The 13,058-nt window shown below is 65.6% G+C and carries 12 protein-coding genes; 11 read left to right on the forward strand and 1 reads right to left on the reverse strand.

The genetic code is table 11. The features are described 5' to 3' along the window. Positions 1 to 427 precede the first annotated feature (427 nt). The 10 genes from IEX41_RS10450 to allE all read left to right on the forward strand — a co-directional run bounded on the left by IEX41_RS10450 (position 428) and on the right by allE (position 10,415). Positions 428 to 2,047 (forward strand): thiamine pyrophosphate-binding protein, encoded by a 1,620-nt coding sequence (locus tag IEX41_RS10450; protein ID WP_229673149.1) that lies wholly within the window; start codon positions 428 to 430, stop codon positions 2,045 to 2,047. Positions 2,048 to 2,170: 123 nt separating this feature from the next. Beyond that, positions 2,171 to 3,202, forward strand: coding sequence for an ABC transporter substrate-binding protein (locus tag IEX41_RS10455; protein WP_188790200.1), 1,032 nt, complete (start codon positions 2,171 to 2,173; stop codon positions 3,200 to 3,202). 3 nt (positions 3,203 to 3,205) lie between these two features. Continuing rightward, positions 3,206 to 4,264, forward strand: coding sequence for an ABC transporter ATP-binding protein (locus IEX41_RS10460; protein ID WP_188790201.1), 1,059 nt, complete (start codon positions 3,206 to 3,208; stop codon positions 4,262 to 4,264). After that, the gene (locus IEX41_RS10465) at positions 4,261 to 5,115 is read left to right on the forward strand and encodes an ABC transporter permease (RefSeq protein ID WP_188790202.1); all 855 of its coding nucleotides are present in this window, start codon (positions 4,261 to 4,263) and stop codon (positions 5,113 to 5,115) included. Before IEX41_RS10460 ends, IEX41_RS10465 begins: the two co-directional genes overlap by 4 nt. Continuing rightward, positions 5,112 to 5,924 (forward strand): ABC transporter permease, encoded by an 813-nt coding sequence (locus tag IEX41_RS10470; protein ID WP_188790203.1) that lies wholly within the window; start codon positions 5,112 to 5,114, stop codon positions 5,922 to 5,924. The genes IEX41_RS10465 and IEX41_RS10470 overlap by 4 nt, the downstream gene beginning before the upstream one ends. A gap of 43 nt (positions 5,925 to 5,967) precedes the next feature. Continuing rightward, positions 5,968 to 6,702, forward strand: a complete 735-nt coding sequence (locus tag IEX41_RS10475; protein ID WP_188790204.1) for an aspartate/glutamate racemase family protein — start codon at positions 5,968 to 5,970, stop codon at positions 6,700 to 6,702. After that, entirely contained in the window at positions 6,699 to 7,598 is a 900-nt protein-coding gene (locus tag IEX41_RS10480; RefSeq protein WP_188790205.1) for a polysaccharide deacetylase family protein, read from the forward strand. Before IEX41_RS10475 ends, IEX41_RS10480 begins: the two co-directional genes overlap by 4 nt. 4 nt (positions 7,599 to 7,602) lie before the next feature. Further along, positions 7,603 to 8,541: a polysaccharide deacetylase family protein gene (locus IEX41_RS10485; RefSeq protein WP_188790206.1), complete on the forward strand. Its 939-nt coding sequence runs from the start codon at positions 7,603 to 7,605 to the stop codon at positions 8,539 to 8,541. A 12-nt stretch (positions 8,542 to 8,553) separates the two neighbouring features. Next, positions 8,554 to 9,681 (forward strand): M20 family metallopeptidase, encoded by a 1,128-nt coding sequence (locus IEX41_RS10490; RefSeq protein WP_229673188.1) that lies wholly within the window; start codon positions 8,554 to 8,556, stop codon positions 9,679 to 9,681. Continuing rightward, positions 9,678 to 10,415 carry a (S)-ureidoglycine aminohydrolase gene (gene allE, locus IEX41_RS10495; protein WP_188790207.1) on the forward strand — a complete coding sequence of 246 codons (738 nt, stop codon included), beginning with the start codon at positions 9,678 to 9,680 and terminating at the stop codon, positions 10,413 to 10,415. Before IEX41_RS10490 ends, allE begins: the two co-directional genes overlap by 4 nt. A gap of 5 nt (positions 10,416 to 10,420) precedes the next feature. Here allE and IEX41_RS10500 read toward each other — a convergent pair whose 3' ends face one another. Then, positions 10,421 to 11,341, reverse strand: a complete 921-nt coding sequence (locus IEX41_RS10500) for a LysR family transcriptional regulator (protein ID WP_188790208.1) — start codon at positions 11,339 to 11,341, stop codon at positions 10,421 to 10,423. 48 nt (positions 11,342 to 11,389) lie between these two features. Here IEX41_RS10500 and IEX41_RS10505 point away from each other — a divergent pair, with 48 nt between their 5' ends. Then, a complete protein-coding gene (locus tag IEX41_RS10505; protein ID WP_188790209.1) occupies positions 11,390 to 12,865 on the forward strand; it encodes an FAD-binding oxidoreductase in 1,476 nt (491 codons plus the stop codon). The last annotated feature ends 193 nt before the right edge of the window (positions 12,866 to 13,058 follow it).

A 13,058-nucleotide genomic window follows, 5' to 3' on the forward strand; every position in this document is an offset into this window, starting at 1 on the left:
TCCCGGAACCTGTTCAGATAGACCGAGCTACGTCTTTGCGGGATGTACACCTGTCAGGCGGTCGCGAATTTTGCCCGGCTATCGGTGTCCTGCAGAATTTCCCTCATCTGACATAGCTTTCAGGATATAGCCCAGCCGCCAAGGCGCGCAGCCGGCTCCGGTTAGCTGATCAGGCGCGTGTTCCGGCGCGTCAGCCCGCTTTGCCGGCTTCGACATGCTGCAGTGGTGGTTTAGCCATCGGTGCAGGGGAAGGGCGCATCAGGCCATGCTCGTGTGGTCGGGACACCGCCCTCCCGCAAGGTCTTATGTTCCCATTTTGGAACGTTAGGTAAAATAAAATGAACTTTTGTCATGATATGGCGCCGCCTAGAGTGAGCTCAGACGAAGATCAGGCCAATGGCGAGACATGAAAGACACGGCGGATACCATGAAACTTCATCAGGGACTGGCACAGGCGCTTGTCGCGCATGGGGCAACCCAACTGTACGGCCTTGTGGGCGATGCCAACCTCTTCATGGTGGACGCTTACGTTGATGCCGGGGCAGGGCGCTACATCGCCTGCACCCATGAAGCCAACGCTGTACTTGCCGCCATCGGCTATGCTCAGGTCACGGGCACCACCGGTGTCGCGACCATCACCCATGGACCGGCCCTGACCAACGCGGTTACCGCGCTGGCTGAGGCGGCGCGGGGTGGCATCCCGCTCGTGCTGCTGTGCGGCGATACCACGCCCGGTGACCTTCAGCATCTCCAGAACATCGATCAGCGCGAAGTGGTCGCGGCCTCCGGTGCCGCCTTCGTCGAGATGCGCAGCGCGCTGACCGCCATCGAGGACCTGGACCGCGCCTTTCGCATCGCGGCCCATCGCCGCTGTCCGGTGGTGTTCAACATGCGCGTGGACATGATGTGGGACGGGTTTGCCCCGTCCGAGATCGCCCCGGTGCCGACGGTGACACTGGCACCTGCCTCGGAAGCTGGAATCGAGGATGCGGCCGGCATGCTTGCCTCGGCCCGGCGTCCGCTGATCCTTGCCGGGCGCGGCGCCTGCACCCCCGAAGCGCGCGCCGCCCTGATCGCGCTGGCGCGCCGGATCGAGGCGCCGCTGGCCACCACGCTCAAGGCGCAGGGTCTGTTCGAGGGCGAAGCCTTCAACCTCGGCATTTGCGGCGGGCTCAGCCATGCCACGGCGATCGAGGCGATTGCCCAGTCGGACTGCATCCTCGCCTTCGGTGCCAGTCTCAGCAAGCATACCACCGAGGAACGCGCCTACACCCGTGGCAAGCGGGTGGTGCAGGTGTTGCCTGACATGGAGGAAACGCCGCGCCTCGATGTGCCGTCCCTACGCCTTGTCGGGGACATCGCGGGCACCGCGCGGGCGATCACCGACTTGCTGGACGTGGCAGAGATCCCCGGATCGGGGGCCACAGACGACCTTGCGGACAAGCTTGCCGCCGAGGCCGAGGCCTTCGCAACCGTGCCCGCTTTTGCTCCGACGGCGCCTGGTACCGTCGACATGGTCCCGGCGCTGCGCCGCCTGCACCAAGCGTTGCCGAAAGAGCGGGTGCTGGTTGCCGACCTCGGGCGGTTCGTCACCACCGCGTGGCGCAACCTGCCGGTCACCCGGCCCGAAGATCTTGTCTACACCTCTCATTTCGGCTCGATCGGGCTAGGGCTCGGCGAGGCCATCGGCACGGCCACGGCCATCACTGACCGGCCCACGGTGCTGGTCGCAGGTGATGGCGGCTTCACCCTGTCGGGCCTCAGTGAGCTGGTCACCGCCGTGCGCGAACGGGCCGACCTGATCGTGATCCTCTGCAACGACGGCAGTTATGGCGCCGAACACGTCCAGTTCACCAATCGCAAGATGGACCCGGAGCTGTCGATGATCGCCCGCATCGACTTTGCCGAGACTTGCGCGACCTTGGGTTTTGCCACCGTCAAGGTCACGGACGAGTCCAGCCTCGATGCTGCTTGTGCCGCCATTGAGGGCCGCAGCGGTCCGGTTCTTGTCGACCTGCGCCTCGATGCCGAGAAAATCGACATGTAAGGCGACCCCGAGATCCCGCCGCCAGCGCAGCGGGTTAACATGGCCGGCCACTGGCATTTGCTCCCCAACCGTCAGGGCGCCGGTCGAATGACAAAGAAGCACATCAACAGGAGAGAGTCTCTCATGAACCTCACCCGACGCAACTTCCTCCGGTCCTCGGCCGGTGCCGCGGCCCTCGGCGCAATCGGCGCTCCAGCGTTCGCCCAAGACGACACCTTCATCGTCAACATGTTCGGCGGCCGCTGGGAAAACGACTGGCGCCAGCACGTGATGCCGAAATTCGCCGAGCAGATCGGCCGTGATTTCGACCTCGATATCGGCCTCGGCATGGCTTGGATTTCCAACTTCCAGGCCGCCGGTCCCGAGAACCCTCCGTTCCCGGCCGTCATGCTGAACGAGAAATACACCGCGATGATCCGCAATGACGGCTACTTCGCGGAACTGACCCCCGAGAACGTGCCGAACATGGCAGACGTGATCGAACCCGCGATCCTCAAGGGCAACACCGCCGTCACCGGCATGCTGGCGCCGCTGGTCATCGCCTACCGCACCGACCTCGTGTCCGAGCCGCCCAAGGGCTGGGCCGACCTCTGGGACGAGCGTTTCAAGGGCCAGCTGGGTCTTTACAAGATCACCAACTCCGCCGCGACCATGATGGCGATGTGGGCGGGCGAGCACTTCGGTTCGGGCCGCGACGACATCGAGACCGCCGTTGCCAAGTTCAAGGAACTTGGGCCCTTCCCGCAGATTGGCTATTCCGCGCAGCTCACCCCGCTGCTGTCGCAGGGTCAGGTGGCCGTCGCTCCGATCGACCTCGGCGAGGTCAAGTCCATGCAGGAAGCCGGCATCCCGATCGACTACGTCGTGCCTGAAGAAGGCATGCTGGTGTTCGACCACTCGTTCTCGGTCTTCGAGAACAGCCCCGACAAGCAGACCGGCTTTGACTACGTCAACTTCGTGCTCAGCCCCGAAATCCAGCTGTGGATGGCGGAAAACTGGCTCATCGCACCGACCAACAAGACGGTCGAGCTGCCCGAGGAGCTTCAGAAGTGGCCGCTGCAGCCGGAAGTCGTCAGTCAGGCAATCCGCTTCGATTGGGACGAGACGCTGGCCATCATGCCGGCCCTGAACGACCTCTGGGAACGGACGATATAAGACATGGCGACGGTTGAAGTCAGGGATCTGCGCAAGCGGTATCAGGATTTCCTCGCGCTCGACGGGGTGTCGCTGAAGGCCGAAACCGGCCAGCTGGTGACCCTCCTCGGGCCCTCGGGATGCGGCAAGAGCACCACCTTGCGGTGCCTTGCGGGCTTTCTCGAGGCGAATGGCGGCGAGATCACGGTAGACGGGGAGTCCATCCTCGGGACCCCTGCCAACCGTCGCGGTTTCGGCGTGGTTTTCCAGAACTACGCTCTTTTCCCGCACATGACCGTAGCCGAGAACATCGGCTACGGACTCAAGATCCAGAAGCTCCCCAAGTCCGAGATCGAGACCCGCGTCTATGACGCCATGAAGCTGGTCCGGCTCGACGGCCTGGGCGACCGGCTGCCGCGCGCCATCTCTGGCGGCCAGCAGCAGCGCGTCGCCTTGGCGCGCGCGCTGGTGCTGAAGCCGAAGCTCCTGCTGCTCGACGAGCCACTGGCCAACCTCGATGCGCGGCTGCGCGACGAGGTGCGCTGGCTGATCCGTGACCTGCAACAGCAGTCCGGCATTACCGCCTTCTACGTCACCCACGACCAGTCCGAGGCGATGGCCATGTCCGACATGGTCGCCGTGATGAAGGCGGGCCGCGTGGCGCAGTTCGCCACCCCGCGCGAGATCTACCAGAAGCCCACCGAACGCTACGTCGCCGACTTCACCGGCGAGGCGAATTTCATCCCCTGCCAGTCGGTGACACCGCAGGGTGAAGGCCGCTATGCCATCACCGCCGCCGGTGCCACGCTGGAACTCGAAGGCGTGCCGGGCATCACCGGCCCCGCCGAGCTGCTGCTGCGCCCCGAGGCACTGTCGCTGACCGCGCCCGAGGCAGGCACCTTCAAGGGCACGGTGACGAAATCGGCCTTCCTTGGCGCCGCGCTGCATTGCGAGATAACGCTGCCGGACGGCTCCATGCTCAAGCTTGCTGCGGAACCCAACCACAAGGTTCGGACCGGCGAAGTGGTCGGCATCGCCATCGACAACAGCCATGCGTGGCTGATGCCCGAGGTCGCGCCATGAGCTTGAAGAACCCGAAGCTCTTGCTCGCCATCCCGGCGATCGCGCTCATCTTCGTGTTCATGATCCTGCCGATCACCAACATGGTCGAGATGAGCTTTCGCACGCCGGGGACCTCCGCACCCTTCGGCGACGATTACACCGCGCAGCATTACGACCGCATCCTGAGCGACGGCCACTACTGGTCCGTCCTCATTCGGTCGCTGCTGACGGCGGGGCTCGTGACAGTGCTTTGCCTGATCGTCAGCTACCCGATCGCCTGGCACATGTCGAAGGCGCGGGGGATGAAGGCGGTGTTCCTTTATGCCTGCATCGCCTCGCCGCTGATGACCGGCGTGCTGGTGCGCAACTTCGGCTGGATGATCGCCGCCGCGCTCAACGGTCCGCTGAACCAGACGCTGCTTGGCCTCGGCATCATCGAGATGCCGCTGCGGCTGCTGTTCACCCAAGGGCTGGTGATCCTGGCGCTGGTGCATGTCTTTGTGCCCTTCATGGTGCTGCCGATCAACAACGCCCTGCGCAACATTTCCCCGACGCTGATCGAGGCATCCTCATCGATGGGCGCCACCCGCCGCGAGGTGTTCCGCGACATCATCCTGCCGCTGAGCTTTCCGGGCATCTACCCCGGCATGATCCTTGTCTATGTCCTCGCTGTCGCGGCCTATGTCACCCCGGCGCTGCTGGGCGGAGCCATGGTCAGCTACATGCCGACGCTCATCATCGGAGAGCTGACCGGCACCTTCCAGTGGCCCTTCGGTTCGGCGCTTGCCATCGTGCTGTCGGTCTCCACCATCCTCGTTGTCGCGCTGTTCACCGCGCTGACCTCACGTCTCATGGAAAGGTCCAAGGCATGAGCGAGATGACCAACACCTTCGGCCACCAGAAGACGATGAACATCGGCTTCGGCGTGCTCATCGTGCTGCTCTACGTGTTCCTGATGGCCCCGCTGGTGATGATCGTCGGCGCGTCCTTCACCGAAAGCCTGATGATCGAGTTTCCGCCGCAGGGCCTGTCCTTCCGCTGGTATTTCGAGTTCTTCAACCGTCAGGACCTTGTGGATGGCCTGCTCATGTCTCTGCGCATCGGCGCCGTGACGGCCATCGTCACCATGAGCGTGGCGATGATGGCGGCGATGGCCGGGCAGGTGATCGCGGGCCGGCTGTCGGGCTGGTTCCAGCTGGGCATGACGCTGCCCCTGCTGGTGCCCGAGCTGCTGACCGCGGTGGGGCTGCTGTTCTTCCTCTACAAGATCGAGATGGCCAAGACCGTCCTGGGCCTGCAGATGGGGCACATCCTGATGTCCTTCCCCTATGCCTACGTGTCCATCGCCGCGGCGATGCGGCAGGTGCCCCATTCGCTGGAAGAGGCCTCGCAGAGCCTTGGCGCGAACGGCTGGCAGACCTTCCGGCTGGTGATCCTGCCGCTGGTGATGCCGGGGCTGGCGATGGGCGGGATCTTTGCCTTCATCAACAGCTTCGATCTCTACACCATCTCGCTGCTGCTCAAGCCGCTCGGGGGCAACACCCTGCCGCTCGCGCTGTTCGACTTCCTGACCTACGAGTTCAAGCCCACCGCCGCCGCCGCCGCGACCCTGTCGATCCTGCTGTCGATTGCCGGCGTGGCCCTTGTGCAGAGACTCGTCGGCCTGCAACGCGCTTTCTGACCCTTCGGGGTCAGGAGCCTCCCTTTCGAAAGACCGCAAGACCATGACCGACCCGTCGGCACCCCCACGCATTCTCTATCAACTGGCCAGCCCGCTGCACCTGACCGCCGGCACCGAGGTGGTGGGCAAGCGTTTGCGGATGCTGCGCGGCTGGGCGCCCTCGGCCGAGGTCGCGATCGACTCGCCGCAGACCGGCCCCCGCGCCATCGAAAGCACGGCGGATGCGGCGATGGTCTTCCCCGCCCTGCGCGAAGCGGCGGCGGACTGGTCGGACAAGCACGACGCCGTGCTGATCGGCTGCTTCAGCGATCCCGCCGTCGATGCGCTGACCGAGATCGCCGGCATCCCGGTGATCGGCCCCGGCGAGGCGGGGATGCTTGCCGCCGTGCAGCTAGGCGAGCGCTTTTCGGTGCTGTCCTCCGACCCCACGCCCAAGGGCCTGCGCCGCCGCATTCGCGGCATCGGCATTGAGGGCAGTTTCGTGTCCGAGATCACCGTGGGCGGATCGGTCGCCGATCTCAACCGCGACCCGGACACACACCTGCCCGCCATCGTCGAACGGGCGCAAAGCTGCGTGGCGCAGGGGGCCGACGTGCTGGTGCTGGGCTGCTTCGCGCTGTCCTTCATCCCGGGCCTGCCCGAACGGCTCACACAGGCGGTCGGCGTGCCGGTCGTCAACCCGGTGATCGCCGGTCTCAAGGCCGCCGAGGCGGCTGTCCTCTACCGCGCGGGCCTGCCGCGCGGCGCAATGCAACAGACCATCCGGAGTGCGGAATGACCTCCCCAGCTACCCCCGCCATGGCCCAGGACGATTTCCAGGCCCTCGTCGATACGGCCCGTTTCCAGCGCAGCCGCCGCATCCCGATCCCGGATTTCGCATACCCCGAGGGCGTGAAGATCGCGGTGAACTTCACCCTAGATTTCGACGCGATGCTGCTGCGCCGCCTGCTGAACGAGCCTTGGGGCCAGAAGGCCAAGGGCGAATTTGGTGGCCGCGTCGGCGTCTGGCGCATCATGGAGATGTTCGACGAAGAGGAGGTCAAGGTCACGCTCTTCACCCCCGGTCGCATCTGTGAGCTCTACCCCGAGGTGCTGAAGGAGGTCGTGAAGAACGGCCACGAACTCGCTGACCACATGTGGGAGCACGAGGTTTATCCCGACCCGGTCATCGAGGACGCGCATCTGACCCGCACTCTCGCCGCGCTGAGTGCCGTGCACGGCAAGCCCATCACCGGCACCCGGTCGAGCCACACGCCCGGCCTGCTGAAATCCAAGGGCGTGGTCTACAACTCTTTCACCTCGGCCCATGACATGCCGTTCTACGAGCTGGATGCCCAAGGCCGGAACCCGATCCTGCAGCTGCCCTTTCACTACGCGCTCGACGACGCGATGTATTTCAGCTTCGGCTGGCTCGACACGCCCAACGATGCGCAGCGGGTCATGGATGTCGACGAGGTGTTCGAGATCTGGTGGGCGGCCTTCCTCCAGCAATACAAACAGGGCGGCTACGTCAACTTCCTGCTGCACCCGTTCGTGTCGGGCCATGCCATGCGGGTCGATATGATCCAGCGGCTGATCCAGCGGATGAAGACTCTGCCGGGCGTCTGGTTCCCGACCTGCGACGACCTTGCCCAGCACATCCTGACCAACCACCCGATGCCGGAGGCGAAGTAATCCCATGCCCTGGAAAGACCATTACACCACCTCCGACGAGATCGGCATCCGCGACAGCGCCATTCAATGGCCCGCCGGGCAGCAGATGGCGCTTGGCCTGACGGTGAACCTCAACCCCGCCGGGGCTGGAAAGGGCATCACCGCCAAGGATCTCGCCTACCCGACATGGCATTATGGGCTGAACGAGGGGCTTGACCGCTTCCTGTCGCTTTTTGCCGAACTGGGCATCCGCGCCACCTTCGCCACCCCCGCCGTGATCGCCGAAAGCTATCCCGACGTGATCGAACGCATCCTCGGGCAGGGCCACGAGATCGCGGCCCAAGGGCTTTACGGCGAGAACCTCGCGCTGCTTGCCCCGGGCGTCGAGGCAGAGCACATGGACCGCGCGTTGGAGGTGCTTGCCCGCGTCACTGGCGTCGCGCCGAAGGGATGGTTCGCCCTGTCACGCCCTGACGATCGCGCCGCCACCGGCTGCGCCACGGATGGCACCATCGGCCTGCTCAAGGCGCGCGGCTACGACTACTTTGGCAACGGCCTTGCGGATGACGCGCCCTATTACTGGGTCTCGGACCCCGCAAAGCAGGAGGCGCTGCTTGCGCTGCCCTATTACTATCATTTCGACGATACATTCTTCCTGATGTTCCCCCGCGAAGGAACGGGCCTCGAGCGCCCGCAAGCGCTGCTGAACAACTGGCGGGCCGAGTTTCGGGCGCAGTATCGCCGGGGCCGCTACTTCAACCTTTGCGTCTCGCCGGCACGCTCGGGCTGGGGGCACCGCTTCGACAACCTCGCCACCGTGCTGCGCGAGGCCATGGCGCACCCCGGCGTCTGGGCCGCCACCGGCACCGAGATTGCCGGGCATTGGCTGGTTGCTCATCCCGCCCACACCTCGCTGAAGCTCGCCCCGAGCATCTGGCAGGATTACGAAGACAGCCTGAGCTGAGCCGTGACCGACATGATGAAGAGCGAAGACATCCTCCAAGGCCTCATGGCCTGGGTCGAGATCGATACTCCCACCGGCGACGTCGTGGGCATCGGCAAGCTTGTCGACCTGATCCAGTCGCAGTTGGACCCGCTGGGCTGCGACATTGAACGCATCCCCGGCCGTGACGGCATGGGCGACCACCTTGTCGCCCGGTTCAAGGGCGGCGAGGGGCCAGGCGTGCTGGTCACGTCACATATCGACACGGTCTGCGCCCCGGGCGCGGTCGAGATCCGCCGCGACGGCGATCGCCAGTATGGGCCCGGCATCGCCGACATGAAGGGCGGCGGCTATCTCGCGCTCTGTGCCATGCGCGAGATCGTCGCCAGCGGCACGCCGCTGCCCGGCCCGGTGACGCTGATCTACAACTCTGATGAGGAGATTGGCTCTCCGACCTCGCATGAGCTGATCCAGGCCGAGGCGCGCAAGATGGGCACGGCGCTTATCCCCGAGCCCGCTCGCGGCGATGAGGCGATCACCTTCCGCAAGGGCCGCGCCAAGTACACGCTCGACTTCCACGGGGTCGAAAGCCACGCCGGGTCGGCCTTTGCTGACGGGCGCTCTGCGATCTTGCAGATGGCCCGCACCATTGGGCAGCTTGAGGCGATGACCGATCTTGCGACAGAAACCACCGTCAACGTCGGCCGCGTGCGCGGCGGCACCGAGCCCAACGTCGTCGCGGGCCACGCCGCCTGCGACATCGACGTGCGCTTTGCCGACGATGCGCTGGGGGTGGCCGTCGAGGATGCGCTCAAGGCGCTGCAATCGCATGACCCCGACGTCACGATCACCCTCTTGGGCGAGATCGAGAAGCCGAGCCTTGCGCGCACGCCGGAAACCCTCGCCATGTTCGCCCGGGCGCGAGAGGTCAACGCGGCCCTCGGCGCCCAGATGATCGAGACCCGCTCCGGCGGCGGCAGCGACGGCAATTTCACTTGCGCCGCGGGCGTGCCAACCCTCGACGGGCTCGGAGCCATCGGCAACAACTGGCATTCGCCGCAGGAACACATCCTCGTCTCGCCGCTGGCGCGCCGCATGGCGCTGCTGCGCGAACTGATCCTGACCTATGCGGGCACCCGCCCCACTGGAGAGACCCAATGAACCCCAGCTTAGGACAGACCCGTTCCGAGATCCGCCGCAACCACGCGCTGCTGACCCCGGAAAGCCACGAGTGGATCACCCAGCCGGACTGGCCGGGGGCAGAGATCGCCTTCCTCATCAGCCCCGACATGGGCGCGAAATTCGCAATGGGTCTCGTGCGGTCGGCGCATGGCCTGAACGATATTGCCCCCGCCGCCCCCGGCGTCGCGCGCTTCGTCTTCGTGCTCGACGGCGAGATCAGCGTCTCGTCCGGCGAGACGCTCGGCCTCGAGTGCTATGGCTTCCTGCCGCCGGAAACGGACGTGACCGTCAACGCGACGCCCGGAGCCTCCTTCCTGCTGATGGAATGGCACTTCGTGGCACGCGGCGACATCCCCGCGCCGGTCTTCGGCAAGCTCTCGGACATCGAGGGCACGCCCCTGCGCGGCGACGATTGGCTCATGGTGCAGAAGATGCTGCCCACCGAGGCCGGGTTCGACGGCGAGGTCAACATCATGACCTTCCACCCCGGAGCCTCGCTTGCCTACGTGGAGACGCATTTCATGGAACACGGCCTGCTGATGCTGGACGGCGGCGGGGTCTACCGGCTGGATGACCGGTGGTATCCGGTCGGCAAGGGCGACGCGATCTGGATGGGCCCGCACGTGCCGCAATGGTTCGGCGCGCTGGGGCGCACGCCGTCGCGTTACCTCATCTACAAGAACTACAACCGCTCTCCGCTCGAGCGGCGATGACCGGCTCAGCCGCCATAGTTCACGAAGATCGTCTTGATGGACGCGGCAAAGGCCGCGGACGAGGCCGTCGGGGCCCGTCCGGCCATGCGACAGCAGGCCACGGGCGGGCTTTCGAATGGCAGGTCCAGCAGCTCCACGAAGGCGAGACGCTCGCGGCGGATCTGCAGGAAACTGCCAAAGACAATTCCGATGCCCATGCCGCTTTCGACCATCTGGCGCAGCAGGGTAAAGCTGTTGGTGTTCATTACCTCGCGCACCTCCACCCCTGCCTGCGCCAGGGCGTTCTCGAGCAGATGGCGCATGGGGATCGAGGTATCAGGAAAGATCACCTTTTCCCCGTCGATTTCCGACAGCCGCACCTGCCGCAGCCGTGCCATGGGATGATCAAGCGATGTGATCGCGTAGGTGCGCCGGCGCAGGGTCGCCAGCGTCTCGATCTCGGGCGTAGGCGGGAAGTTGTAGCCAAGGCCGATGTCGATCTCGCCTTCCTGCAGGCGCTGGACGATCTCGCGGGTGTTCTCGACGACGATGTGGAATTTCAGCCCGGGATGGTTGTAGCTCATGTCGCGCAGGATGCCGGGCAGCAGGTCGGAGGCCAGCACCTCATTCACCCCCAGCCGCAATTCGCCCCGTTGCAGGCCGCGGAGCTCGGCAATCTCGTCCTGCGCGATGGTCAGCTCGTTGACCACTGAGGCGCAGCGGAACATCAGGATCTCGCCGGCCTCGGTCAGCTCCAGCCCGCCACGACCACGATCGCGGCGGAACAGTTCGGTGTCGAGAGCGAGCTCGAGGTTCTTGATCTGCTTGCTCACAGCGGACGGGGCCACGTGCAGCTTGTCCGCTGCAGCCCGGAACGAGCCCTGCCGGGCGACCTCGATGAAATGCCGGAGGCCGGGCAGGCGTCCGAGAAGTGTGCTGGGTTGCATCGGGGCCTTTCACGATCAAACTGCCAAGCGTCAAGGAGCGCAGCATAAATGGACCAGATCGGCATTCAACACGACAATTTCCGAACTGCCGCGCTGGACGAGTTGGCCGTGGCGCTGGGGCACAAGGGCATACTGACCGCCCCCGGCGATTGCGTCCGCTATGCCTCGGATCAATCGGGATTGCACGGAGCCGCGCCGCTCGCGGTTCTGCGTCCGGCGTCCACCGAAGAGGTCTCGGGCCTGCTCGCCATCTGTCACCGCCACCGCATCGGCGTGGTCCCGCAAGGGGGGCGCACAGGCCTGTCGGGCGGCGCTTGCGCCCCTGCGGGCACGGTGGTGCTGTCCACCGAACGCATGACCGGCGTGATCGAGATCGACGAGGACGCCATGACCCTCACCGCATGGGCAGGCACCCCGCTCGAGACTGTGCAGGAGGCCGCGCGGACCGCAGGCCTCGATTACCCGGTAGATATCGGGGCGCGGGGCACGGCCACCATCGGCGGCACCATCGCCACCAATGCGGGTGGTATAAGGGTGCTGCAGCACGGAATGACCCGCGCCAACGTGCTGGGCCTCGAGGCGGTACTGGCAGACGGGTCGGTGATCTCGCGGCTGGGCAAGACGGTGAAGGACAACTCGGGCTTCGATCTCAAGCAGGTGTTCATCGGCTCTGAGGGTGTGCTGGGCGTGGTGACCCGCGCGGTCCTGCAGCTGCGCCGCTACGTGACGCAAAGCGCGCTGGCCCTGTTCGCCATGCCCGACCACGACGCGGCGCTCAAATGCCTCGTGGCGGCGCGCCAGCGTTTCGGCAGCCGGATCACCGCCTTCGAGGGCATGTGGCCTGACTACTGGGATTTCGTCTGTCACGAGACCTCGCTTGCCAGCGCGCCGTTGGAGGGGCGGCACGGCTTCTACCTGCTGATCGAGATCGAGGCCGAGGCCGCCGGGAGCGAAGCCGAGCTGGAAGAGTTCTTTGCCGAGCTCTTCGAGCAGGAGCTTGTGGAGGACGGCGTGCTTGCCAAGTCCCTCAGCGAGGCGCAGGCGCTATGGAAGGTGCGCGAGGCAGTGGGCGAGGTGGACGGTGATTTCGGTCATCACATCAACTTCGACATCGGCGTGTCCCCGTCGGCACTTGGCCGGTTCTGCACTGCGGCCGATGCGCGACTGGCGCAGCTGCCCGAAGCGGGCGCTGCGCTCAAGGTCGGGCACGTGGGTGACGGCAACGTGCACCTGCTGGTGGCCCATGACGGCAGTGCCGCCGCCGAAGAGCGGATCGAGGCGGTGATCTACGCGCTTCTTGAGGAATGGGATGGTGCGGTTACCGCCGAACACGGCATCGGACGGATCAAGGCGCGCTGGATTTCGCACAGCCGCAGTGCCGAAGAACTTGCGATGATGCGTGGCCTCAAGGCGCAGCTGGACCCGCTGGGCATCCTGAACCCCGGAGCGGTGCTGCAGGCAGCACAGGACTCACGGGAGGGGAGGTGGCGATACCGCGCCAACCCGGCGCGTGAGCTTCCGTAGGCAGGGAAGGGGCGGCACGAATACCCGGCACGTCCCCTGCGGCGCTTGGGGGCGGCCGTTACCGGCAGAGGGTTTGCCGTCGCGGGACGCGAAGCGCGGACTCCGCCGCAGAACGGCGTCGCGGCACTGTTCAACTTTCCTGTCTGCCGGCCCCGCCCCATGACGCAAGGCCAATGAGGCCGTTCGAGAGTGG

The sequence above is a fragment of the Salipiger pallidus genome (assembly GCF_014643635.1).
Taxonomy (GTDB): Bacteria; Pseudomonadota; Alphaproteobacteria; order Rhodobacterales; family Rhodobacteraceae; genus Salipiger; species Salipiger pallidus.